Below are 23,843 nucleotides of genomic sequence, written 5' to 3' on the forward strand. Positions count from 1 at the left end.
CTTGGCCATTGAAACTCGAGTCCGCGCCCATACTCACAGTTATAGCGCGGGGAGGCGTGAGGCGGTGCAAACGCAGTAGCGGGCCGCCATAACGATTGCAGAGGTAAGACAAAGCTTATGAAACGACTGAGCGACATCAAGATTTCCGCCCTGGACCTGGTGCCCGTGCGTGCCGACAAGGGGCCGGCGCAATCCTTGCGCAACTCCCTGGACCTGGCCCAGCACCTGGAGCGCTTTGGCTACAACCGTTTCTGGGTGGCCGAGCACCACAACATGGACGGCATCGCCAGTTCCGCCACTTCGGTGCTGCTGGGCTACCTGGCCGGCGGCACTTCGACCATCCGCGTCGGCTCCGGCGGCATCATGCTGCCCAACCATGCGCCATTGGTCATCGCCGAACAGTTCGGCACCCTGGCCAGCCTCTATCCTGGGCGCATTGACCTGGGCCTGGGCCGTGCGCCCGGTTCCGACCAGATGACCGCGCGCGCGCTGCGCCGCGAGCGCTCGGGCAGCGCCGATGACTTTCCGGATGACGTTGAAGAACTGATCGAATACCTCGGCCCGCGCTTTCCTGAACAGAAGGTCATCGCCGTGCCGGGCAGCGATACCAATGTGCCGATCTGGTTGCTCGGCTCCAGCCTTTTCAGTGCGCAGCTGGCCGGCATGCGTGGCTTGCCGTACGCCTTTGCCTCACATTTCGCGCCACGCCTGATGCACGAGGCGATTCGCGTGTACCGCAACCATTTCCGTCCTTCGGCGGTGCTCGACGAACCCTACGTGATGCTCGGCGTGCCATTGGTCGCTGCCGACACCGACGAGCAAGCCAACTACCTGGCGACCACGGTGTACCAACGTATTCTGAACCTCATGCGCGGCCAAAGCCTGATGCAGCAACCGCCGGTGGACAGCATGGAAGGGCGCTGGCTGCCCCACGAGAAGGAAGCGGTGGCCAGCTTCCTCGGCCTGGCCATGGTCGGCAGTCCGGAGAAGATCAAGGCCAAGCTGGAAGTGCTGATGGAGCAGACCCAGGCAGATGAACTGATCTTTACCTGTGACCTGTATGAACATGCCGACCGGATTCATTCCTATCAGCTGCTGGCGGACACTGTTCTGAACCGTTGAAGATCGAACCGGCCTGGCGGTCTCTCGGGGGCTTTTGCCCCCGAGCTTTTCCGGCGCAACTCAGCCGCGCTTGTACACCAGCTCCTTGCTGCCACCTTCGCAGGTGCCGACCACCTTGCCGTCGGACGCGCTGCCTTTCTCCACTGCCTGCAGCGAGTAGTGCGCCACGCCCTTGTCCTTGAGCTTCGCGTCGATCTCTCCTTTCAATTCATCGCAGGACTTGCCGGCCGCCATCGCGGAACCTGCCATCGCCAACAACCCAACTGCCAACAAGACATTTTTCATCGGTCACATTCCTTGGTTGATCGAACATAAAAAAGGCACATCTCCGCGGTCGGGTCATGCGCCTGGACTTTCCAAACCTCAGTGATCTTGTATCGCAACGGCGGCGAAACGGCCAGTGGCCGTTACCTGCCGCACAACATCAGCTCTTCTCGATGCGAAAGCCTACGTTGATGGTGACCTGGAAGTGAGCAGCCTTGCCGCCTTCGATATGGCCGCGGGTCTCCAGCACTTCGAACCATTCCAGATGCTTGATCGTCTTGCTGGCTTCGGCCAGAGCGTTATTGATCGCATCTTCGATGGTGGTCGTCGACGAACCTACCAGTTCGACCTTCTTGTAGGTGTGATGATCGGACATGAAACGTCTCCTTAAGGTGGTGGCAGCTCGTTGGCCGCCTACATCTGTGGGCTTTTTTGCAGCAAAAGTTCACCACGACCGCGCTTTCCCCCTCCATCGATCGCACTTTCCGCAAGCGGTGCAGTCCGAACCTACACACGCAACTCACCCCGAAGGAGAGATACCAATGGCCAGCAATTCCCTACGCAAAGCCTCGCTGCAAAGCATGGAATCGGAAATCGAGAGCCTTCTGCGCTCGCTGGAAAGCTTGAAGGGCGATGCGACGGACGAGTCGTTGAAAACCCTGAAGTCGCTGAAAAGCAACGCCGAGAGCGCGCTGAAAACCTCGCGTCACCTGCTCAGCGACCTCTACGACGACGTCAAGGTCAAGACTCGCGAAACCAGCATCGCCACCCGCGACTACGCCCAGGAGCACCCATGGACCACTGCCAGCGTCGCCGTCGGCGCCCTGGGCCTGCTGGCTGCCTACCTGCTGTGCAAGCGTGACTGAGTGATTGCCTTGATTGGCAAGCCGCTCAGCTGTTCTGGCGCGCCAGCTCAGCTTTGAGCCAACGCGCCAGCTGCACCGCGCGCCCATCTGCGGCGCGTCGCGGCACCCAGAGCGCCAACCGCGCCGGGGTTTCACTGAAGCCCCACGGTGCGGCCAGGCGCCCTGCCCGCAGGTCGTCACTGACCAGTGGTTGCGGCGCAATTGCCACCCCCAGGCCGGCCACGGCCGCCTCCAATAGATAATACAGATGCTCGAACCCCTGACCGTAGGCCAAAGCCTCGGGCGCCAGGCCGTTATGCCGTGCCCAACTTGGCCACGCCTGAGGCCTGGAGCTGGTGTGCAGCAGTTTTTCCTCGGCCAGCACCTGCACAGGCTGGCCGCGCAGGCGCTCGAAGCCCTCATACAACGGGCTGAGCACCGGGCCGATGCGCTCGCTGGCCAGCGTGTGCACGGTCATGTCGGCTGGCCACGGCGGCTCGGCGAACACCAGCAGGGCATCGAGCCCCGGGCGCCGTGGATCGAGGTCGCCTTCGCCGGCGGAAAGGTGCAGGCGCAAGTCCGGCAAGTCGGCATTGAGCCGCCCCAGGCGGGGAATGAACCAGCGTGCCAGCAAGCTGCCCGAGCAGCCGAGTACGAAGGGCGCATCGCTGCCGACCTGGCTCAATTCGGCACAGACACTGCGCAGGCGCTCGAAGGCATCACTGCTGGCATCGCGTAGACGCTGGCCGGCATCTGTGAGTTTCAGGCCTCGGCCTTCCTTGCTGAACAAGGCCACGCCCAGGTGTTCTTCGAGCAACTTGAGTTGTCGGCTCACTGCCCCATGAGTGACGTGCAGCTGCTCCGCCGCCTGGCTGACACTATTAAGTCGGGCAGTCGCCTCGAAGGCGCGCAAAGCGTTCAGGGGGGGAAGATCGTGGCTCATGGGATCTGTGAGTTTTCCTGACAGGTTGACGCAATCTTATCGGTTTTCATCGCCTCCTGTCGTGGGTAGAGTAGGTCCATCGTCGCCTGCACCACCGAGCGCAGCCGACCTCACCGTTTTTCCTGGAGCGACCCATGACCCAGACTCAATTTCGCAGCGGCCCCGACGCCAACGGCCTGTTCGGCGCGTTCGGCGGGCGCTATGTCGCCGAAACCCTGATGCCCCTGGTGCTCGACCTGGCCCGTGAATACGAAGCGGCCAAGCAGGACCCGCAATTCCTTGAGCAACTGGCCTATTTCCAGCGCGACTACATCGGCCGGCCCAACCCGCTTTACTTCGCCGAGCGCCTGACCGAGCACTGCGGCGGCGCGAAAATCTACTTCAAGCGCGAAGAGCTCAACCACACCGGCGCGCACAAGGTGAACAACTGCATCGGCCAGGTGCTGCTGGCCAAGCGCATGGGCAAGAAACGCCTGATCGCCGAGACCGGCGCAGGCATGCACGGCGTGGCCACTGCCACTGTCGCCGCGCGTTTCGGCTTGCCGTGCGTGATCTACATGGGCGCCACCGACATCGAGCGCCAGCAGGCCAACGTGTTCCGCATGAAGCTGCTGGGTGCCGAGATCGTTCCAGTCACCGCCGGCACCGGCACCCTCAAGGACGCCATGAACGAAGCGCTGCGCGACTGGGTAACCAACGTCGACGATACCTTCTACCTGATCGGCACCGTGGCCGGCCCGCACCCGTACCCGGCCATGGTCCGCGACTTCCAGTCGATCATCGGCAAGGAAACCCGCGAGCAGCTGCAGGAGAAGGAAGGGCGCCTGCCCGACAGCCTGGTGGCCTGCGTCGGTGGCGGTTCCAACGCCATGGGCCTGTTCCACCCGTTCCTCGATGACGCCAGCGTGCAGATCATCGGCGTCGAAGCCGGCGGCCACGGCGTGACCACCGACAAGCACGCCGCCAGCCTCAACGGCGGTGTACCTGGCGTGCTGCACGGCAACCGCACCTACCTGCTGCAGGACAGCGACGGCCAGATCACCGACGCCCATTCGATTTCCGCCGGCCTCGACTACCCGGGCATCGGCCCTGAGCACGCCTGGCTGCACGAGGTCAAACGCGTCGAATACGTCAGCATCACCGATGACGAAGCGCTCGCCGCGTTCCACAGCACCTGCCGCCTGGAAGGCATCATTCCGGCGCTGGAAACCGCCCACGCCCTGGCCGAGGCCATCAAGCGCGCGCCAACGCTGCCGGCCGACCACCTGATGGTGGTGTGCCTGTCGGGCCGCGGCGACAAGGACATGCAAACCGTCATGAGCCACATGGCCGCCCTTCAAACGCCTACGGAGACACTGGCATGAGCCGCCTCGAAACCCGCTTTGCCGAACTCAAGGCCGAAGGCCGCGCCGCCCTGGTCACCTTCGTCACCGCCGGCGACCCCGGCTACGAAGCCTCGCTGGCGATCCTCAAGGGCCTGCCGGCGGCCGGTGCCGATGTGATCGAACTGGGCATGCCGTTCACCGACCCGATGGCCGATGGCGTGGCCATCCAGCTCGCCACCCTGCGCGCCCTGCACGCCGGGCAGACGCTGGCGAAAACCCTGAAGATGGTTCGCGAATTTCGGGTCGACAACAGCACCACGCCCATCGTGCTGATGGGCTACTACAACCCGATCCACCGCTTCGGCGTCGAGGCCTTCGTCGCCGAGGCGAAAGAGGCGGGCGTCGATGGCCTGATCATCGTCGACCTGCCGCCCGAGCATGACGCCGAGCTGGCCAGCCCGGCCCAGGCCGCCGGCATCGACTTCATCCGCCTGACCACGCCGACCACCGACGACGTGCGCCTGCCGCGGGTGCTCGAGCGCAGCTCCGGGTTCGTCTACTACGTGTCGGTGGCCGGAGTGACCGGTGCCGGCTCGGCCACCGCCGAACACGTCACCACTGCCCTGGAGCGCCTGCGTCGGCACACCGACCTGCCGATCAGCGTCGGCTTCGGCATCCGCACCCCCGAGCAGGCGGCCGCCATCGCGCGCCTGGCCGAAGGGGTAGTGGTGGGTTCGGCGCTGGTCGACAAGATTGCCAAGGCGCAGCACCACGATCAGGCGGTCGACGATGTGCTGACCCTGTGCAGCCAATTGGCCGAAGGCGTACGTCAGGCCCGGGTCAAGCAAGGGTAAAGTTCCTGATACAAAGGAATTAGACCGGCAATTCAGGGACTAACAGGCAAGAACAGGGCAATCGAAAGCACGTTTCGGTTGCCCTTTTTTGTTGTGTATCCCCCAAGGAATCAAAGATGAAATTGCCAAAATCGCTGATCGCCGGTGTCGGTATCCTGATGGTAGGCGTGACCCCGTTGCTGCAGGCCGCACCTGGGCCGGACGATCAACATCAGGAGCGTGGCGGTCAGCAGCAGGGACCACAAGGCGGTCAGCACGACCAGCGCGGCCCGGGTGGCGATCACGGCAACCAGGGCGGCCAGCAGGCCAACCGTGGCGGCGGCCGGCCACCGCAGGACTTCGGCCCGGTGCGCCAGACCATCCAGCAGCATCGCGAAGTGTTCGCCCGTGGCAACCCGCCGCCACCCAACGTGCACATCGAACGTGGCCACCCGCTGCCCCATGGCTACGGCCGCCGCCTGGACAGCCGCGCCCTGGAACAACTGCCGCGCTATGACGGCTATGAATGGCGCCGCGTAGGCACCGACGTGGTGCTGGTGGCGATCGGTACCGGCCTGGTGTACGAGATTCTGGATAACGTCCTGAATTGATGCCTCTGCAGGACCGGGTGAGCCCGGTCCTGCAGAACCGCTCACGGCAACCATTACTCGAAGATCGACAGCTTCAAAGGCCGCACCGCCCCCATCCAGATCGCATAGTCACGGTGATCGACCAGCTGGTCGTCCGTCACCGGATGCGTGAACACCACCAGCCCCCGCCGATTCATCGCCAGCCATGGCAACACCTCATTGAGCAGATCAGGCCCGAAGGCCAGCTGGCAGCTCCAGTCCGGATGCGGTCCTACCGGCCTTTCGTGGACCCGGCCCATCTGCAGGGGAAATCTGCGCGCGGCTTCCTCGCACAGGCTGCGGGCCTGCTCCAGGGTATCGGCGTCGAAGTAGACGTGGGCGTGATAGCCGTGAATGTCAGTCATGATCCGTCTCGAGAAAAGGCCTGAAGAAAAACTAGCACGGGCCGCTGCCTCGCTGCTCGTCCATGATCCAGCGCAGGAACCGCTCGATCATCTCCCCGCGCCGTTTGCGCTGCGGCACCACCACGTAATAGCCCATGCTCGACACGGCCGATTCGGCGATGGGCCGGCACAGCAGGTTCTGCTCCAGCAGTGCGTCCACCAGGTGCCGCCAGCCGATGGCCACACCCTGGCCGGCGATGGCGGCCTGGATCAGCAGGGTGTAGTTGTCGAAGCGCAGCTGGCCGGGGGCGGGGGCATTGGGTAGCTCCAAGGTGCGGAACAGGCCTGCCCAGTCGAACCAGTGGCTACTGTTTTCCCCGCGCAGGTGCAACAGCGGCAGGCTTGCCAACGCGCTGGCCGGTAGCGGCGCGGGGCGACCCAGCAGGCGCGGGCTGCACACCGGGAAGACTTCCTCGCCAAACAGGAAATGGCTTTCGCCCTGCTTGAAGCGCCCATCGCCGAACAGCACAGCTACGTCGATATCCGGCCGCAGCATGGCGTGGCTGCGTTCGCTGGTAACCAGGCTGACGTCCACCTGCGGCCAGGCCTGGTGAAAGCGATGCAGGCGCGGCATCAGCCAGTAGGCGGCGAAGGCGAAATCGGTGGCCACCTGCAACACCTCGTGGCGGGTGTGAGCGGTCACGGCGCTGAGGCCCTGATCGATACCCTGCAGCGCTGTGCTCACCGCTTCGTGCAGCAGTGCGCCGGCGTCGGTCAACGCGATGCCACGATAGATGCGGTCGAACAGGCGGGTGGCCAGCTGCTCTTCGAGCCGCTTGATCTGCTGGCTGATCGCCGGCTGGGTGGTGCCCAATTCATTGGCTGCGGCGGTGAAGCTGCGCAGTCGGGCTGCGGCTTCGAACGCGCGCAGCAGGTCCAGGGACAACTGACCGAGGCTTTCATACATAAGCAGCGCTAATCCTAGACATTGCCGGCCATGGGCTTTACCGCAGGCAGCATGGGTTCCATTCTCGACCTGAGCAATGTCGCATAAATTTTCACTATGGAATGCCGCGATTACATGAAGCGCAAGAATATTCTCTTCATCATGGCCGATCAGATGGCCGCGCCCATGCTGCCTTTCCACGCACCGAGCGCTTCACCGACCCAGGCGGCGTCGCCGCTCAAGCTACCCAACCTCAGCCGCCTGGCCGCCACCGGCGTGGTCTTCGAATCCGCCTACTGCAACAGCCCCCTCTGCGCGCCTTCGCGCTTCACCCTGGTCAGCGGCCAACTGCCCAGCCGCATCGGCGCCTACGACAACGCCGCGGACTTTCCTGCGGACGTGCCGACCTACGCCCATTACCTGCGCCGCCTGGGTTATCGCACGGCGCTGTCGGGCAAGATGCACTTCTGCGGCCCCGATCAGCTGCACGGCTACGAAGAGCGCCTGACCAGCGACATCTACCCGGCCGACTACGGTTGGGCGGTCAACTGGGATGAGCCGCACGTGCGCCCCAGCTGGTACCACAACATGTCGTCGGTGCTGCAGGCCGGTCCGTGCGTGCGCACCAACCAGCTGGATTTCGACGAAGAGGTGGTGTTCAAAGCCCAGCAGTATCTGTTCGATCACATTCGCGAGGACGGCGACCAGCCGTTCTGCCTGACGGTGTCGATGACTCACCCCCACGACCCCTACACCATTCCGCGGCCGTTCTGGGACCTGTATCGCGACGAGGACATCCCGTTGCCGCGCGACGTGCCGGCCGAGGCCGAGCAGGACCCGCATTCGCAGCGCCTGCTCAAGGTCTACGACCTGTGGGACAAGCCGCTGCCCGAGCAGAAGATCCGCGACGCCCGCCGTGCCTATTTCGGCGCCTGCAGCTACATTGACAGCAACGTCGGCAAGCTCCTGCAGACCCTCGAAGACTGCGGCCTGGCCGATGACACCATCGTGGTCTTCTCCGGCGACCACGGTGACATGCTCGGCGAGCGGGGCCTGTGGTACAAGATGCACTGGTTCGAGATGTCGGCGAGGGTGCCGTTGCTGATCTGCGCACCGGGGCAGTTCGCCCCTGGCCGAGTCAGCGCCTCGGTGTCCACCGCCGACCTGCTGCCGACCCTGGTCGAGCTGGCCGGCGGCAGCGTCGAGGCACACCTGCCGCTCGATGGCCGTTCCCTGCTCGGTCACCTGCAAGGGCAGGGCGGCCATGACGAAGTGTTCGGCGAATACATGGCCGAAGGCACGGTGGGGCCGCTGATGATGATTCGTCGCGGCCCATGGAAATTCATCTACAGCGAGGACGATCCTTGCCTGCTGTTCGATGTGCTCAGCGACCCGCTGGAGCGCCGCGAGCTGAGCCAGTGCGCGGAGCATGGCGAGGTTTTCTCGGCGTTCCTGGCCGAGGCCCGGGCCAAGTGGGACGTCGCGCACATCCGCGAACAAGTGCTCGCCAGCCAGCGCCGTCGGCGTCTGGTTTTCGAAGCGCTGACCTGCGGTAAGCTGAAGAGCTGGGACCACCAGCCGCTGGTGGACGCCAGTCAGCAGTACATGCGTAACCACATCGACCTCGACGATCTGGAGCGCAAGGCCCGTTATCCGCACCCTGCCAATAACTAGCAAACTGAACTGGAAAAACCAGGGGGAAGATTTGATGAAGATATCGATCGCATTGGTCGCCGCTGCAATCACCATGGCCAGCGTTGCGGCCGTCGCCGACGACGCCAGCTGCAGCACGGTTAAAATGGCCGATCCGGGCTGGAGCGACATTGCCGCGACCAATGCCCTGACCGGTTTCGTGCTCGACGGCATGGGCTACACGCCCAAGGTCAGCACCCTGGCGGTGCCCATCGCCTACGGCGGCCTCAAGGACGGCCAGGTGGATGTCTTCCTCGGCAACTGGATGCCGGCGCAACATGGCTTCCATGACAAGTTCGTCGCCACTGGCGACGTGGTGCAAGTGGCGAAGAACCTCGATGGCACCGAGTTCACCCTGGCCGTGCCCAAGTACGTGTACGACGCCGGGGTGCACAACTTCGCCGACCTCAACAAGTTCGCCGACAAGTTCGGCAAGAAGATCTACGGCATCGGCGCCGGCGCGCCGGCCAACCAGTCGATCAGCGAGATCATCAAGAAGAACGAGTTCGACCTCGGCCAGTGGAAGCTGGTGGAATCGAGCGAGCAGGCAATGCTTTCGGAGGTCGCCCGCGCGGTGAAGAAGGATCAGTTCGTGGTCTTCCTCGGCTGGACCCCGCACCCGATGAACGTGCAGTTCAAGATGAACTACCTCAAGGGTGGCGAAGCGTATTTCGGTGACACCGGCAGCGTCTACACCCTGGCCCGCAAGGACTACGCCCAGACCTGCCCGAACGTGACCAGACTGCTGACCAACCTCAGCTTCACCCAGGACATGGAGAACGGCATCATGGCCGAGGTGGCCAACAGGAAGGTCACCAATGCCGACGCCGCCAAGGCCTGGCTGAAAGCCAACCCGGCCGTGCTGGACAAGTGGCTCGATGGCGTCAAGACCCTGGACGGCAAGGATGCGCTGGGGGCGGTGAAGGCCAAGTTGTAAGTATCGCGATCAAGCCGGCCGGCGGCCTCAGCGGGGCAGAGTGCCCAGGAGGCCGCAGGCCGGTTTCAATGGAAAAAGCCCACCGAGCGCTGCATGCCCAGGCCAACCCGCCAACAACTGTTCCCCTTCCTCGCCTGGCTACCGCGCCAGACCCGCGCCAGCGTGTCGCGCGACCTGCTGGTCGGCCTCAGCGGCGCGATCCTCGCCCTGCCGCAGTCCATCGCCTACGCCCTGATCGCCGGCCTGCCTGCCGAATACGGCCTGTACGCGGCCATCGTGCCGGTGCTGATCGCCTGCCTGTTCGGCTCGTCCTGGCACCTGATCTGCGGCCCGACGGCGGCCATCTCCATCGTCCTGTACGCCAGCGTCAGCCCGCTCGCGGTGCCGGGCAGCGCGGACTATGTGAGCCTGATCCTGCTGTTGACCTTTCTGTGCGGCATCTTCCAGTGGGTGCTGGGGATGCTGCGCTTCGGCGCGCTGGTCAATTTCGTTTCCCATTCCGTGGTGCTCGGCTTCACCCTCGGAGCCGCAGTGGTGATCGCCATCGGCCAGCTGCCGAACGTCCTCGGCCTGGACCTGCCAAGCCAGGCCACTGCCTTGAAAAGCCTCGGCTTGCTGCTCGGGCAACTTCCCAGGAGCGATCTGCCGTCGCTGGCGCTGGGCCTGGCCACCCTCCTGCTGGGCCTGGCGTTGAAGGCGCTGGTGCCGCGCTGGCCGACCTTGCTGCTCAGCCTGGTCACGGTCAGCGTCGTGGCCTGGGCACTGCCGGGGCTGTTCGGCCAGGTGCCGCGGGTGCATCCCTTCGTCGGCCGCCTGCCACCGTTGAGCCCGCTGCCTCTGGATCTGGATTTGGTGCTGCGGCTGCTGCCCAGCGCGGTGGCAGTGGGCATGCTCGGGCTGGTCACCAGCCTGTCGATCGCCCGCTCGCTGTCTGCGCGCTCGCAGCAGATGCTCGACGCCAACCAGGAAGTGCGCGGCCAGGGCCTGTCCAATATCGTTGGGGCGTTCTTCTCGGGCTCCTTGTCGGCAGGGTCCTTCACCCGCTCCGGGCTCAGCTACGAGGCCGGGGCCTGCTCGCCGCTGGCCGGCATCTTCTCGGCGCTGTGGGTGGCCCTGTTCGCCCTGTGCGGGGCCGGGCTGATCGCCCAGGTGCCGCTGCCGGTGATGGCCGGCAGCATCCTGCTGATCAGCTGGGGTCTGGTGGACCGGCGTGGCATCGCCGCGTTGCTGCGCGTCAGCCGCTCCGAGTTCGTGGTCATGGCCCTGACGTGCCTGGCGACCTTGCTGCTGGAGTTGCAGACGGCGATCTACGCCGGCGTCCTGGTGTCGCTGTTCTTCTACCTCAAGCGCACCTCGCAACCCCGGGTGCAGACCTGGCGCGACGGCGAGGCGCAGGTGATGCGGGTCGGCGGCTCGATTTTCTTCGGCGCCAGCCATTACCTGCAGCTGCGCCTGCAACAACTGCCCGGCTGCGAAGTGGTGGTGGAGGCGCAGCAGATCAACTTCATCGACTACTCAGGGGTCGAGATGCTGCATCAGGAGGCGCGGCGCCTGCGGGCCCTGGGCGGCAGCCTGACGCTGCAGCACGCTCGGCCGCAGGTGATCGAGGAGCTGCGCAAGCTGGAGGGGGCCGAACACTGCCCCGTGCGCTTCACGCCCTAGCGGGCCAGTTGTTCACGCAGCGCCTTGAGCACCGGCGCGGTGTCGGGGCGCACGCCGCGCCAGAACTCGAACGCCACCGCCGCCTGCTCCACCAGCATGCCGAAGCCGTCCAGGGCGGCCGCCGCGCCATGCTCGCTGGCCCAGCGCATGAACGGGGTCGGCTCCTTGCCGTACATCATGTCGTAGCAATGGGTCACGCCCGGCTTGATCAGGCTGGCGGCAATCGGTGGCAGGTCGCCGGCCAGGCTCGCCGAGGTGGCGTTGATGATCAGATCGAAGGGCTCGGTCAGTTCCTCGAAGCCGGCTGCGGTCACCGGCCCCAGCTCGGCGAAGGCCTGGGCCAGCAGCTCCGCCTTGTCGAGGGTGCGGTTGGCGATCACCAGCGCCGCCGGGCCTTGTTCCAGCAATGGTTCGAGCACGCCGCGCACAGCGCCGCCGGCGCCCAGCAGGAGGATGCGCTGGCCGGCCAGCTGCAGGCCGTAGTTGACGGTCAGGTCGCGCACCAGGCCTTCGCCGTCGCTGTTGTCGCCCAGCAGGGTGCCGTCATCGAGCTTGCTCAACAGGTTGACCGCGCCGGCGCGCTGGGCGCGCTCGGTCAGCCGGTCGGCGAGACGATAGGCCTCTTCCTTGAACGGTACGGTGACGTTGGCGCCCAGGCCGCTGGTGAAGAAGCCCAGGGCGCAGTTGTCGAAGTCTTCCAGCGGCGCGAGCAGGGTGGTGTAGCTCAGCTGCTCGCCGGTCTGCTCGGCGAACAGGCGGTGGATGACCGGCGACTTGCTGTGGCCGATGGGGTTGCCGAATACGACGTAGCTGTCCATTGAAGGCGGTTCCAGTGGTGAGTCTCTGTTGTGATCGGGGGTCAGACCAACCCCAACCAGTCGCGATCCTGCAGATAGTACTCGGTCAACCGTGCCTCTTCGCTGCCGGCCACCGGTTGCCAGTCGTAGCCCCAGCGCACCTGCGGCGGCAGCGACATGAGGATCGACTCGGTGCGCCCGCCCGATTGCAGGCCGAACAGGGTGCCGCGGTCGTAGACCAGGTTGAACTCCACGTAGCGGCCGCGGCGAAATTCCTGGAACTCCCGTTGCGCCGGTGTCCAGGGCAGGGCCTTGCGCCGTTGCACGATGGGCAGGTAGGCGTCGATGTAGGCGTCGCCGATGGCGCGCATGAAGGCGAAGCTGGTGTCGAAGTCCCACTCGTTGAGGTCGTCGAAGAACAGCCCGCCGATACCGCGCGGCTCGCCACGGTGCTTGAGGTGGAAGTAGCGATCGCACCAGGCCTTGTAGCGCGGATAGACCTCGGCGCCGAACGGCGCGCAGGCGCGTTCGGCCACGCGGTGCCAGTGCACGCAGTCTTCTTCGTTGCCGTAGTACGGGGTCAGGTCGAAGCCGCCGCCAAACCACCACACGGCCTCTTCACCCTCCTTTTCAGCGATGAAGAAGCGCACGTTGGCATGGGACGTGGGCACATGCGGGTTGTGCGGGTGAATCACCAGCGACACTCCCAGCGCCTCGAAGCCTCGCCCGGCCAGTTCCGGTCGGTGCGCGCTGGCCGAGGGCGGCAAGCCGCTGCCGAACACATGGGAGAAGTTCACCCCGCCTTTTTCGATGACCTGGCCGTTCTCGATCACCCGCGTGCGCCCACCGCCACCGGCCGGACGAGTCCAGGCGTCTTCGACGAAACGCGCACCGCCGTCCTCGCTTTCCAGCGCCTGGCAGATACGTTCTTGCAGGTCGAGCAGATAGGCCTTCACAGCCTCGGTGCGGGTACTCATGGGGTCACCTTCGTCACGGCGGTCACGCTCGCTCGGGGCGGCGGCACCGGCCCGGCGGCAAATTCGGCGCACAGCATAGCACCCGGCGCCCCCTATCCACAGTTGAGGCAGCGCCACAGTTGACGCAGGGCAAGCAAAGGCGTCCGATAGAGCTTTTTCCAGCCAGGATCCAGGGAGAGTGCAGATGGCAAAGCGTATCCAGTTCAGCAGCAACGGCGGCCCCGAAGTGCTCGAGTTCGTCGACTACACCCCGGCCGAACCCGGCCCGCAGCAAGTCCGCGTGCGTAACGAGGCGATCGGCCTGAACTACATCGACACCTATTTCCGCAGCGGGCTGTACCCGGCGCCGTCGTTGCCCTCGGGGCTCGGCACAGAGGGCGCCGGCGTTGTCGACGCGGTGGGCAGCGAGGTCAGCGGCTTCAAGGTGGGTGATCGCGTGGCCTACGCCGGCGGCCCGTTGGGCGCCTACAGCCAGCTGCATGTGCTGCCGGCGTCCAACCTGGTGCACCTGCCCGAGGCGGTCAGCTTCGAACAGGCGGCGGCGGTGATGCTCAAGGGCCTGACCGTGCAGTACCTGTTTCGCCAGACCTACGAGTTGCAGGCCGATGAAATCATTCTGTTCCACGCCGCCGCCGGCGGGGTCGGCTCGCTGGCCTGCCAGTGGGCGCGCGCGCTTGGCGTGCGGTTGATCGGCACGGTCAGTTCGCCGGAGAAGGCCGCACGGGCCAAGCAGCTGGGCGCCTGGGAAACCATCGACTACAGCCATGAGAATGTCGCCCAGCGGGTGCTGGAACTGACCGCCGGGAAGAAATGCCCGGTGGTCTACGACGGCGTGGGCAAGGACACCTGGGAGACCTCGCTGGACTGCGTCGAACCGCGCGGCCTGCTGGTCAGCTTCGGCAATGCCTCGGGCGCGGTCAGCGGGGTCAATCTCGGGGTGCTCGCGCAGAAAGGTTCGCTGTACGTGACCCGCCCTACATTGGCCACCTACGCAGTAGGGCCGGCGTTGCAGGCCATGGCTGACGAAGTGTTCGAGATGATCGCCAGCGGCAAGCTGGTGGTGGACATCAGCCAGCGTTATCCGCTGGCCGATGCGGCCAAGGCGCACACCGAGCTGTCCGGGCGCAGGACCGTGGGCTCGACGGTGTTGGTGCCTTAAGGCCGGATCACTTCCCCGGTCACCAGGTCGCGAATGACGCTCGGGCTCTTGCGCCCGCCCAGCGCACCGCCCAGCACCACGTCCAACTGGCCGCGGAAGTACTGTTCGATGCGCAGGCGCGAGCGCGCCGGGGGGCGGCCCTGGGGGTTGGCCGAGGTGGAAATCAGCGGCCCGACCAGCGCGCACAGTTCTCGCACCTGGGGGTGGTCGCTGACCCGCACTGCCACGGTGTCGTGCTCGCCAGTGACCCACTCCGGCAACAAACCCTGGTGGGGCACCAGCCAGGTGTTGGGCCCCGGCCAGGTGGCAGCCATGCGGTCGAGCCACAGCTCGGGAAAGTCCTCGAACAGGAAATCGAACTGGCGGATGTTGTCGGCCACCAGAATCAGGCCCTTGTGCACCGGCCGCGACTTGATCGCCAGCAGGCGATCGACCGCTTCTTCGTTCCACGGGTCGCAACCCAGCCCCCAGACCGCCTCGGTTGGGTAGGCAATCACCGCGCCCGCGCGGATCTCGCGCGCCGCTTGTTGCACTCGCCAACTGTTCACCATCGTTGTCACTCCACATACTCATGAGGGCATGCACGCAGTGTACTTACGTGACCCGCGCAAACCAACGCCCAGCCTCGTTGACCACACGACTTTGCAGTTCCAGTTCGGTCAATTCGCTCAGCACCCGAGTGATTTCCCAACCGCTGGCGCGCGCCAGCGCTTCGCTGCTCTGTGGCGCGGCCAGCAGCAGGGCGAACAATGGGTGTGCATCTGCCGCAGTGGCCGTGCCGAGCGACGGCTGCTGCCAGCCGCGCAGTGCCTGCATGATGTGCTCGATGCTCTCGACCAGCACTGCGCCGTCGCGGATCAGCTGGTGACAGCCCTTGGCCCCGGGATGATGGATGGAGCCGGGAATGGCGTACACCTCGCGGCCCTGCTCGGCGGCCAGCCGCGCGGTGATCAGCGAGCCGCTGGCCAGGCTGGCTTCGACCACCAGCACGCCGAGCGACAGGCCGCTGATGATGCGGTTGCGTCGGGGGAAGTTGGAAGGCCCTGGCGGGGTGTGCAGCGGAAACTCGGAAAGCACCGCGCCGCCGCCGGCGATCATGTCCTCTGCCAGGCGCTTGTGGCGCTGTGGATAAAAGTTTTCAAGGCCGGTGCCCAGCACCCCCACGGTCAGCCCGCCGACTGCCAGCGCGCCGGCATGCGCCGCGCCGTCGACCCCGAGAGCGAGGCCGCTGGTGACGACGAAACCACCCCCGGCGAGGCTGCGGGCGAAGGCTGCGGCGGTGTCCATGCCCGGGCGCGAAGCGCGGCGGCTGCCGACGATGGCCAGCTGTGGCCGTTCGAGAATGCCGGGGTCGCCGGCCACGAACAGCAGCGGCGGTGCGGCGTCTGTCTGCGCCAGCAACGCCGGGTAGGCAGGGCTGTCGAGCATCAGCAAATGCTGGCCGGGATGCTCTAGCCAGCGCATCGTGGCGTCTACCCGGGCCTCGATGGCGGGGTCACTCAGGCCGCCATGGGCGCCTGCGCGCACCCCCGCTGCGCGCCACGCCTGGGCCGAGGCACGGCAAGCCTGCTCGGCGCTGCCGAAGGCCTGGAGCAGACGCTGGTAATGTTGTGGGCCGACATCGGGCAGCTGATGCAGGCGCAGACGGGCTTGCAGCTCGGCGCTGCCAAGGGTGGGACTGAGCGGTAGGGGCATCGGATCTTCCTTGATCGATGGGGCTCCCCGGGCAGCGGAACAAGCTGTGGATAACTCTGTTGACAAGTTGCCTGGCAGTTGCTTCGCCAACTAACCTTTTCAGCGGCGCAATCTCAGGGATTGCGCACCTTGTCGAGCACCGCCAGGGAGCGATTGGCGTTGAGCACCAAACCATAGCTGAGCTTTTCGTAGGTGCGGAAAATCATTAGTAACCCGGAGCGTACGTCGGGGATTTTCACCTGCTCGCCGGTGACTCGGTCGCGCACTGTCTCGCCGGTCTTGTAGATCGCCAGGACGTTGCCTTCGGCCAGTCCGTCGCGGCGGCCACGGTCGACGGTGACCACGTCATACTTGCCGATCTGGGTAACACCGCGTGGCACATCGATGATAGTGCCCTTGATGGGCGAGGCCGGCGCGCTGGGCAGGTAGGTAGAATTGACCGCGCGCTCCTCGCTGATGAACAGGCGATCGCCCAGGCGCACTTCCTCGCGCGAGCGCTGCAGGTTGACCGTGGCGATGTCGCCTTCCAGCGCGGTGATTTCACCGGCGCCCATGGCGTCGCCGTTGATGCCGAGAAACTCGTGGGTGACCGGGTCGGTGTAGGTCTTGCCCTGGCGGAAGATGCCGTAGGTGGTGTTCAGCGGGCCGAACCGGCCACGGGCGTAGATCACGTCGCCTCGGCCGCTGAGCACGCGCTCGGCGTTGCCGGCGACGATGTACGGCGCGGCGTCGAAATCCTCGGGGTGGTCGATGATGCGGTTGTTGAGCAGAAAGGCGTTGATCGACTCCAGCGGAATGCTCGGAATGGCGTTGGCCACCGGCGTGCTGCGGATACGCGGCGAGAGCTTGATGGTGCCGCGCGAGGCGCCGCGTTCCAGGGTGATCTGCGGCTGGCCGTCAGGGCCGTAGCCGAGCACCAGCGAGTCACCGGGGTAGATCAGGTCGGGGTTGGCCACCTGCGGGTTGGCATGCCAGATGTGCGGCCACTCCCACGGCTGGTCGAGGAATTTGCCGGCAATGTCCCACAGCGTGTCGCCCTGCACCACGGTGTAACGCTGCGGCGAGCCGTCCCTGAGCTGCACTTGCGCCTGCGCCAGGCCGGCGCATGCCAGCAGCAGCAGGGCGAGTAGTGATTTCCTCATACTGCGAATCCCTTTATCATGTGAGCTCACGTGTAACGCCGCCATGCCTCTGCGCCACGCAGGGCGCTCCCCGCGCCGCTGCGGCGACCGCTACCTTTGACTTTACCTCACAGTGCAGTACATACGCATATGGCTATTTTAAACATTCTCGAATTTCCTGATCCGCGCCTGCGTACCCTCGCCAAACCGGTTGCGGTGGTGGACGACGAGGTCCGCCGGTTGGTCGACGACATGTTTGAAACCATGTACGACGCGCCTGGTATCGGCCTGGCCGCGACCCAGGTGAACGTGCACAAGCGCATCGTGGTCATGGACCTTTCCGAAGATCGTAGCGAGCCGCGGGTGTTCATCAACCCCGAGTTCGAGTCGCTGACCGACGAGATGGGCCAGTACCAGGAGGGCTGCCTGTCGGTGCCCGGCTTCTACGAGAACGTCGACCGCCCGCAACAGGTCAAGGTCAAGGCCCTGGACCGCGACGGCAAGCCCTACGAGCTGATTGCCGAAGGCCTGCTGGCGGTGTGCATCCAGCACGAATGCGATCACCTGAACGGCAAGCTGTTCGTCGATTACCTGTCTACGCTCAAGCGCGACCGGATCAAGAAGAAGCTCGAGAAGCTTCATCGCCAGGCCTGATCGGCCCATGCTTGCAAGGCTTGCTCCGGCAAGCCTTTTTATTTCCAAGCGATTCATAGCGAGACCACTGCATGCGCATCGTTTTTGCGGGTACGCCCGAGTTTGCCGCCGAACACCTCAAGGCGCTGCTGGCCAGCGAGCATGAAGTGATCGCCGTCTACACCCAACCGGACCGCCCGGCCGGGCGTGGCCAGAAACTGATGCCCAGCCCGGTCAAGCAGCTGGCCCTGGACGCCGGCATCCCGGTGTTGCAACCGCCGACCCTGCGCGCCGCCGAGGCCCAGGCCGAACTGGCCGCCCTGCAGCCCGAGCTGATGGTGGTGGTGGCGTACGGCCTGATCCTGCCCCAGGCGGTGCTCGACATCCCGCGCCTGGGCTGCATCAACAGCCATGCCTCGCTGCTGCCACGCTGGCGTGGCGCGGCGCCGATCCAGCGCGCGGTGGAGGCTGGCGACGCCGAGAGCGGCGTCACCGTGATGCGCATGGAGGCAGGGCTCGACACCGGGCCGATGCTGCTCAAGGCCCGCACGCCGATCAGCGCCAGCGACACCGGCGGCAGCCTGCACGACCGCCTCGCCGAGCTCGGCCCGCCGGCGGTGTTGCAAGCCATCGCCGGCCTGGCTGCCGGCTCCTTGCCCGGTGAGGTGCAGGACGACAGCCTGGCCACTTATGCGCACAAGCTGAACAAGGACGAAGCGCGCCTGGACTGGACCCGCCCGGCCGTCGAGCTGGAGCGGCAGATCCGCGCGTTCTTCCCCTGGCCGGTCAGCCACAGCCTGCTGGGCGGCGAAGCGCTCAAGGTGCTCGGCGCCGAACTGGCCGAAGGCCAAGGTGCCCCGGGCACCGTTCTGGCCGCCAGCAAGGACGGCCTGCTGGTCGCCTGCGGCCAGCAGGCGCTGCGCCTGACCCGCCTGCAATTGCCGGGCGGCAAGCCGCTGGGCTTCGCCGACCTGTTCAACAGCCGACGTGAGAAGTTTGCCCTCGGCACGGTGCTCGGCCAATGAACCCTCGCCTCGCTGCCGCCCGCGCCCTGGCCGCCGTCCTCAATGGCAAGGCCTCGCTGAACAGCTCCCTGCCGCGCGAGATGGAAAAGGTCGAGAGCCGCGACCGCGGCCTGACCCAGGACCTCGCCTTCGGCACCGCGCGCTGGCAGCCACGCCTGGCGGCGTTGGCCGAACGCCTGCTGCAAAAGCCGTTCAAGGCGGCGGACGCCGACGTCGAGGCCTTGCTGCTGGTGGGCCTCTATCAACTGCTATACACGCGCATCCCGGCCCACGCCGCCATCGGCGAAACCGTGGGCTGCGCCGACAAGCTCAAGAAGCCCTGGGCCAAAGCCCTGCTCAATGCCGTGCTGCGGCGAGCCCAGCGTGAAAGCGAGGCGATCTTCGCCGAACTGGAGCGTGATCCAGTGGTGCGCACCGCCCACCCGCGCTGGTTGCAAAAGGCCCTGAAAGCCTTCTGGCCCGAGCAGTGGGAAGCCATCTGCGCGGCCAACAACGCCCACCCGCCGATGATTCTGCGGGTCAACCGCCGTCACCACTCCCGTGACGCCTACCTTGCCCTGCTGCACGAGCAAGGCATCGCGAGCGCTGCGACGGTCTACAGCCGCGACGGTATCGTGCTCGAGCAGGCGATGGATGTGCGTGAACTGCCGGGCTTCGCCCAAGGCTGGATCAGCGTGCAGGACGAGGCCGCGCAACTGGCCGCCGACCTGCTCGACCTGGCCCCCGGGCAGCGCGTGCTGGACGCCTGCTGTGCCCCCGGCGGCAAAACCTGCCACCTGCTCGAAGCCGAGCCTGCTTTGAAGCAGCTGGTGGCCGTGGACCTGGAAGCCAAGCGCCTGCTGCGCGTGCGTGAGAACCTGGACCGCCTGGGCCTCGACGCGCAACTGATCGCCGCCGACGGGCGCGACACCGCCAGCTGGTGGGACGGCCAGGCGTTCGCGCGGATCCTGCTCGACGCGCCGTGTTCGGCCACCGGGGTGATCCGCCGCCACCCGGACATCAAGCTGACTCGCCAGCCCGACGACATCCAGGCCCTGGCCACCTTGCAGGGCGAACTGCTCGATGCGCTGTGGCCGACGCTGGAAGTCGGCGGCGTGCTGCTCTACGCCACCTGCTCGACCTTGCCGACGGAGAACACAGACGTCATCGCCGCCTTTCTCGCACGCACCTCGGGCGCTCGCGAGCTGGATCTGGCCACCAGCGCCGGAATCAGGCAGCCCCATGGCCGCCAGCTGCTGGCGCAGGAGGGCGGGCATGATGGGTTCTATTACGCCAAGCTGATCAAGATCGCTGCCAGTCGGGGATGATTGACATACCTGCCAATCGGCATTGATGCCTATCTACGGCACCGGCAATCCCAGATGCTCGCGCAACGTGCTCCCCGCGTACTCACGGCGAAACAGCCCGCGGCGCTGCAGCTCGGGCACCACCTGGTAAGCCACATCCTCCAGCCCACCGGGCAGATGCGGCACCAGGATATTGAAACCATCGGCTGCCTCACCCTCGAACCATGCCTGCATCTGGTCGGCGACGTCGCCCGCAGTGCCGATCACGCTGAAGTGCCCGCGGCCACCGGCAATCCGCCGGCCCAATTGCGCCAGCGTCAGGTTCTCTTCGCGCGACAGCTGCGTCAGCAGGCGCTGCCGGCTCTGCTGGCCGCTGTCGGTCAGCGGCAGCTCGGGCAACGGCTGGTCCTGCGGATAACCCGACAGATCGAAATTGCCGAGCATGCGGCCCAACAGGGCGATGCCCACCTCGGGGAGCACCAGGTCCTGGAATTCGGCGAACTTGTCCTCGGCCTCGGCTCTGCTGGCGCCCACCACCACGAACAGCCCGGGCATGATCTTCAGCGCCTCGGGCGCGCGGCCCAAGCGCGCCGCACGGTTTTTCAGGTCGCGGTAGAAAGCTTGGGCATCGGCCAGAGAGGTCTGCGCGGTAAACACCACTTCAGCGGTTTCGGCGGCCAGTTCGCGGCCTGTTTCGGATGAGCCCGCCTGCACGATCACCGGATACCCCTGGGGCGACCGGGCGACGTTGAGCGGCCCCTTGACCTGGAAGTGCTCACCGTGATGATCCAGCACCTGGCATTTGCCCGGTTCGAAATAACGCCCGCTGGCCTTGTCGCGCACGAAGGCATCGGGCGACCAGCTGTTCCACAGGCCGCGCACCACCTGCTCGAACTCCCGCGCACGGCTGTAGCGTTCGGCATGCCCCAGATGGGCCTCGCGGCCGAAATTCAAGGCCTCGGCGGCGGCATCCGAGGTCACCAGATTCCAGCCGGCGCGGCCGCCGCTCAAATGGTCCAGCGAGGCGAACTTGCGCGCCACGTGGTACGGCTCGTTGTAGCTGGTGGTGGCTGTGGCGATCAGGCCGATGCGGTCGGTCACCGCGCTCAGCGCCGCGAGCAGGGTCAAAGGCTCGAAGTGATCGGAGCGGGCCATGCGACTGGCCTGCTCGCCAGTGGCTGCGGCAACGCTGTCGGCGACGAACAGCGCGTCGAATCTGGCCGCCTCGGCCACCTGCGCCAGGTGTTTGTAATGCTGGAAATCCAGCCCGGCGTCGGCGGGCACGTCCGGGTGGCGCCAGGCCGCCACATGATGCCCGGTGGCCATGAGGAACGCGCCCAGCTTGAGTTGGCGAGGAGCGCTCATCAGAAGTCCTTGCGCAGCTGGATGCCGACATAGCGCTGATCGTCACGCGGCACGGTGCGGTAGATATAGCCCGTGCCGCTGGCCAGCAGTGGCGAATAGGACTTGTCGGTAAGGTTCTTGGCCAGCAGGCCGACGCGCCAGCCGTTGCTGTAGTCGGCCAGGGCCACGCTCGCGTTCCAGATGCCGTAGGCGCCTTGCTTGGTGTCGGGGTTCTGGCTGATGTCGTACTGCACTTCGCTCTGCCAGTTGTAATCGGTGCTCAGCTCTACATCCAGGCCGTTGTCCAGCGGGATGTCGTAATCGGCCCGCACGTAGCTTTTCCAGTCCGGGCTGAACGGCAGGGTCTTGCCGTTGACGTCGCAGGAGGCCGCCGCGCCCGCCGGGCAGTTGAACTGATCGATGCGCGCGCGGGTGTAGGCCAGGGCGCCGGAGAACTTCAGGTTGCGCGTGGCTTGCAGCGCGTAATCGGCCTCGACACCTTCGGTGCTGACGGTGCCGGCGTTGATCAGGCGGGTCACCACTTGCCCGGCGACGGTGTCATAGAAGTTGGCCTGGTAGTTGTCGTACTCGCTGTGGAACAGCGCCAGGTTGGTGGTCAGGCGGTTGTCCAGGCTGCTGGCCTTGAGGCCCAGCTCCCAGTTGTTGGAGGTTTCCGGCTTGAGCGCTTCGGTGTCGCGCGGCTGCATGTTGAAGAACACGTTGTAGGCCGGGCCCTTGTAGCCACGCGAATAGGTCAGGTAGGCCATGACGTTGTCGGTCAGGTCGTACTGCAGGCCCAGGCGGCCGGAGCGGCCGACGGCGTCGGTGGAGCCGGAGCTGCTGGTGCCCGGCTGGATGCCGCTGACCGTGGTCGCCGAAGTGGAAACGCGGTCGTGATCGTATTCCAGGCTGTCGTGGGTCCAGCGCAGGCCGACGATGCCGCGCAGCCGCGAAGTGAAGTTGAGGGTGGTCTCGCCGAAGGCCGAGTAGCTGTCGCTGGTGGTGCTGTAGTCGGCGATGCCACGGGCGGCCGAGGTGGGCGTGGTCAGGGTGCGCTGGTAGCTCTCCTGGTCCTTGCCATGCATGTAGAACAAGCCGCCGACATACTCGAGGAACTGGCCCTTGGGCGAAGCCAGACGCAGCTCCTGGGAGTACTGGTCGTATTGCAGGTCGCCCTTGTCGGCCGTGCCGGGGAAGGCCGCGCTGACCGTGGCCAGGCGATCGCCGTCCTGCCACTGGGTGTTGTCCCAGCCGCGCCAGGCGGTGATCGAAGTCAGGGTGTAATCGCCCAGGTTCCAGTCCAGCTGCGCCGACAGGCCCTTGTTGATGTCGTCGACGTGGGTGCGGTAGTCACTCTCGATATCACGGTTGTCGCTGCTGGCATGCACCGGTGCCAGGGCATTGGCGAAGCCCGGGGTCAGGCTCTGGCTGACCACGCCGTTGGGCGCGTCGCTGCTGTTGTGCATGTAGTCGGCGATCAACGTCAGCTTGACGTCGCTGTTGGGGGTGAACTCCAGCTTGCCGCGCGCGCCCTGGCGGTCGTAGCCATTGAGTTCCTGGCCATTGGCCTTGTTGTGTACGTTGCCGTCGTAGTTGCCGAACAGCGTGGTCAGCGAGCCCTTGAGGGTGTCCGGGACCAGGGTGCCGCCGATGCCGAAGCGGGTGCGCGACTCGTTGCCGGTGTACCACGACTGGTCGATGTAGCCGTGGGTTTCGGCGCTCGGCTCCTTGGTCACGATGTTGAGCACGCCGGCCGAGGCGTTCTTGCCGAACAGCGTGCCCTGCGGGCCGCGCAGCACTTCGATGCGCTCCAGGTCGAGCAGGTCGAGGGTGGCCTGGCCGGGGCGGCCATAGACCACGCCGTCGACCACGGTGGCCACAGTCGGCTCGACGCCGGGCGAGGTGGAAATGGTGCCGACACCACGAATGAACAGCGAGCTGTCCTTGTTCGACGCGCCGGGGCGGAAATTCAGGGTCGGCACCTGCTGGGCAATGGCCGACACGTCGGTGCGGTTGTCGCGCTCCAGTTGCTCACCGTTGATGACGCTGACCGCCACCGGCACCTTCTGCAAGGGTTCGGCACGGCGGGTGGCGGTCACGGTGACGGCCTGCAGGGTCGGGGCGGCGCTGCTGTCGGCGGATTGCACATCTCCCGCATAGGCAGCGGCGCCGCTCAGGGCACAGGCAGCTGCGACCGCCTGGGCCAGGCGAGTGGGGCGAGTCGGGAGCAGGAAGCTGGCGATGATGGAATGCATGTCGAGGCT

24 protein-coding genes are annotated in these 23,843 nt (G+C 65.8%); 12 read left to right on the forward strand and 12 right to left on the reverse strand.

What is annotated here, in order from left to right; all coding sequences use genetic code 11:
• The first annotated feature begins 117 nt into the window (after window positions 1-117).
• Window positions 118-1,122, forward strand: coding sequence for an LLM class flavin-dependent oxidoreductase (locus tag SFA35_RS00470; RefSeq protein ID WP_320574028.1), 1,005 nt, complete (start codon window positions 118-120; stop codon window positions 1,120-1,122).
• Window positions 1,123-1,182: 60 nt separating this feature from the next.
• Here SFA35_RS00470 and SFA35_RS00475 read toward each other — a convergent pair whose 3' ends face one another.
• Both SFA35_RS00475 and SFA35_RS00480 read right to left on the reverse strand, forming a co-directional pair.
• Window positions 1,183-1,407, reverse strand: a complete 225-nt coding sequence (locus tag SFA35_RS00475) for a DUF1161 domain-containing protein (RefSeq protein ID WP_320574030.1) — start codon at window positions 1,405-1,407, stop codon at window positions 1,183-1,185.
• Between the two features lie 139 nt (window positions 1,408-1,546).
• Window positions 1,547-1,762, reverse strand: a complete 216-nt coding sequence (locus SFA35_RS00480; protein WP_320574033.1) for a dodecin — start codon at window positions 1,760-1,762, stop codon at window positions 1,547-1,549.
• Between the two features lie 166 nt (window positions 1,763-1,928).
• On the opposite strand from SFA35_RS00480, the gene SFA35_RS00485 reads away from it, so the two are divergent.
• The gene (locus tag SFA35_RS00485) at window positions 1,929-2,252 is read left to right on the forward strand and encodes a DUF883 family protein (protein ID WP_320574035.1); all 324 of its coding nucleotides are present in this window, start codon (window positions 1,929-1,931) and stop codon (window positions 2,250-2,252) included.
• 25 nt (window positions 2,253-2,277) lie between these two features.
• Here SFA35_RS00485 and SFA35_RS00490 read toward each other — a convergent pair whose 3' ends face one another.
• Complete coding sequence (locus tag SFA35_RS00490) at window positions 2,278-3,174, reverse strand: LysR family transcriptional regulator (RefSeq protein ID WP_320574037.1); 897 nt, start codon at window positions 3,172-3,174, stop codon at window positions 2,278-2,280.
• A gap of 134 nt (window positions 3,175-3,308) precedes the next feature.
• On the opposite strand from SFA35_RS00490, the gene trpB reads away from it, so the two are divergent.
• The 3 genes from trpB to SFA35_RS00505 all read left to right on the forward strand — a co-directional run bounded on the left by trpB (window position 3,309) and on the right by SFA35_RS00505 (window position 5,943).
• Window positions 3,309-4,538, forward strand: a complete 1,230-nt coding sequence (gene trpB / locus SFA35_RS00495) for a tryptophan synthase subunit beta (protein ID WP_320574039.1) — start codon at window positions 3,309-3,311, stop codon at window positions 4,536-4,538.
• The gene (trpA, locus tag SFA35_RS00500) at window positions 4,535-5,353 is read left to right on the forward strand and encodes a tryptophan synthase subunit alpha (RefSeq protein WP_320574040.1); all 819 of its coding nucleotides are present in this window, start codon (window positions 4,535-4,537) and stop codon (window positions 5,351-5,353) included. Before trpB ends, trpA begins: the two co-directional genes overlap by 4 nt.
• A 116-nt stretch (window positions 5,354-5,469) precedes the next feature.
• Entirely contained in the window at window positions 5,470-5,943 is a 474-nt protein-coding gene (locus SFA35_RS00505; RefSeq protein WP_320574042.1) for an anti-virulence regulator CigR family protein, read from the forward strand.
• Window positions 5,944-5,996: 53 nt separating this feature from the next.
• On the opposite strand, the gene SFA35_RS00510 is transcribed toward SFA35_RS00505, so the two are convergent.
• On the reverse strand, window positions 5,997-6,326 hold the full coding sequence (locus SFA35_RS00510) for a DOPA 4,5-dioxygenase family protein (protein WP_320574045.1): 330 nt from the start codon (window positions 6,324-6,326) through the stop codon (window positions 5,997-5,999).
• 31 nt (window positions 6,327-6,357) lie between these two features.
• On the reverse strand, window positions 6,358-7,272 hold the full coding sequence (locus tag SFA35_RS00515; protein WP_320574047.1) for a choline sulfate utilization transcriptional regulator: 915 nt from the start codon (window positions 7,270-7,272) through the stop codon (window positions 6,358-6,360).
• Window positions 7,273-7,386: 114 nt separating this feature from the next.
• Here SFA35_RS00515 and betC point away from each other — a divergent pair, with 114 nt between their 5' ends.
• From betC to SFA35_RS00530, 3 genes are all read left to right on the forward strand, one after another.
• On the forward strand, window positions 7,387-8,925 hold the full coding sequence (gene betC / locus SFA35_RS00520; RefSeq protein WP_320574049.1) for a choline-sulfatase: 1,539 nt from the start codon (window positions 7,387-7,389) through the stop codon (window positions 8,923-8,925).
• 73 nt (window positions 8,926-8,998) lie between these two features.
• A complete protein-coding gene (gene choX / locus SFA35_RS00525; protein ID WP_414058571.1) occupies window positions 8,999-9,880 on the forward strand; it encodes a choline ABC transporter substrate-binding protein in 882 nt (293 codons plus the stop codon).
• 93 nt (window positions 9,881-9,973) lie between these two features.
• Entirely contained in the window at window positions 9,974-11,542 is a 1,569-nt protein-coding gene (locus tag SFA35_RS00530) for a SulP family inorganic anion transporter (protein WP_320574054.1), read from the forward strand.
• Here SFA35_RS00530 and aroE read toward each other — a convergent pair.
• Both aroE and hemF read right to left on the reverse strand, forming a co-directional pair.
• A complete protein-coding gene (gene aroE / locus SFA35_RS00535) occupies window positions 11,539-12,360 on the reverse strand; it encodes a shikimate dehydrogenase (RefSeq protein ID WP_320574055.1) in 822 nt (273 codons plus the stop codon). The genes SFA35_RS00530 and aroE overlap by 4 nt on opposite strands.
• Window positions 12,361-12,401: 41 nt before the next feature.
• On the reverse strand, window positions 12,402-13,316 hold the full coding sequence (gene hemF / locus SFA35_RS00540; RefSeq protein WP_320574056.1) for an oxygen-dependent coproporphyrinogen oxidase: 915 nt from the start codon (window positions 13,314-13,316) through the stop codon (window positions 12,402-12,404).
• Between the two features lie 184 nt (window positions 13,317-13,500).
• Here hemF and SFA35_RS00545 point away from each other — a divergent pair, with 184 nt between their 5' ends.
• Window positions 13,501-14,475, forward strand: a complete 975-nt coding sequence (locus SFA35_RS00545) for an NADPH:quinone reductase (protein ID WP_320574057.1) — start codon at window positions 13,501-13,503, stop codon at window positions 14,473-14,475.
• On the opposite strand, the gene SFA35_RS00550 is transcribed toward SFA35_RS00545, so the two are convergent.
• The 3 genes from SFA35_RS00550 to SFA35_RS00560 form a co-directional block, all read right to left on the reverse strand.
• Window positions 14,472-15,026, reverse strand: a complete 555-nt coding sequence (locus tag SFA35_RS00550) for an L-threonylcarbamoyladenylate synthase (RefSeq protein WP_320574059.1) — start codon at window positions 15,024-15,026, stop codon at window positions 14,472-14,474. The two genes, SFA35_RS00545 and SFA35_RS00550, sit on opposite strands and share 4 nt — an antisense overlap.
• 43 nt (window positions 15,027-15,069) lie before the next feature.
• Window positions 15,070-16,170: a DNA-processing protein DprA gene (gene dprA, locus SFA35_RS00555; protein ID WP_320574061.1), complete on the reverse strand. Its 1,101-nt coding sequence runs from the start codon at window positions 16,168-16,170 to the stop codon at window positions 15,070-15,072.
• Window positions 16,171-16,283: 113 nt separating this feature from the next.
• Window positions 16,284-17,312 carry a LysM domain-containing protein gene (locus tag SFA35_RS00560; RefSeq protein WP_320574062.1) on the reverse strand — a complete coding sequence of 343 codons (1,029 nt, stop codon included), beginning with the start codon at window positions 17,310-17,312 and terminating at the stop codon, window positions 16,284-16,286.
• Between the two features lie 129 nt (window positions 17,313-17,441).
• On the opposite strand from SFA35_RS00560, the gene def reads away from it, so the two are divergent.
• From def to rsmB, 3 genes are all read left to right on the forward strand, one after another.
• Complete coding sequence (def, locus tag SFA35_RS00565) at window positions 17,442-17,945, forward strand: peptide deformylase (RefSeq protein WP_320574064.1); 504 nt, start codon at window positions 17,442-17,444, stop codon at window positions 17,943-17,945.
• Window positions 17,946-18,016: 71 nt separating this feature from the next.
• Window positions 18,017-18,949, forward strand: coding sequence for a methionyl-tRNA formyltransferase (gene fmt / locus SFA35_RS00570; RefSeq protein WP_320574066.1), 933 nt, complete (start codon window positions 18,017-18,019; stop codon window positions 18,947-18,949).
• Window positions 18,946-20,256: a 16S rRNA (cytosine(967)-C(5))-methyltransferase RsmB gene (gene rsmB, locus SFA35_RS00575; RefSeq protein WP_320574067.1), complete on the forward strand. Its 1,311-nt coding sequence runs from the start codon at window positions 18,946-18,948 to the stop codon at window positions 20,254-20,256. Before fmt ends, rsmB begins: the two co-directional genes overlap by 4 nt.
• A 33-nt stretch (window positions 20,257-20,289) precedes the next feature.
• On the opposite strand, the gene SFA35_RS00580 is transcribed toward rsmB, so the two are convergent.
• On the reverse strand, window positions 20,290-21,600 hold the full coding sequence (locus SFA35_RS00580) for an LLM class flavin-dependent oxidoreductase (protein WP_320574070.1): 1,311 nt from the start codon (window positions 21,598-21,600) through the stop codon (window positions 20,290-20,292).
• Window positions 21,600-23,834: a TonB-dependent receptor gene (locus tag SFA35_RS00585; protein ID WP_414058447.1), complete on the reverse strand. Its 2,235-nt coding sequence runs from the start codon at window positions 23,832-23,834 to the stop codon at window positions 21,600-21,602. The genes SFA35_RS00580 and SFA35_RS00585 overlap by 1 nt, the downstream gene beginning before the upstream one ends.
• Window positions 23,835-23,843 lie beyond the last annotated feature (9 nt).

The sequence above is a fragment of the Pseudomonas sp. HR96 genome, assembly GCF_034059295.1.
Lineage (GTDB): Bacteria > Pseudomonadota > Gammaproteobacteria > Pseudomonadales > Pseudomonadaceae > Aquipseudomonas.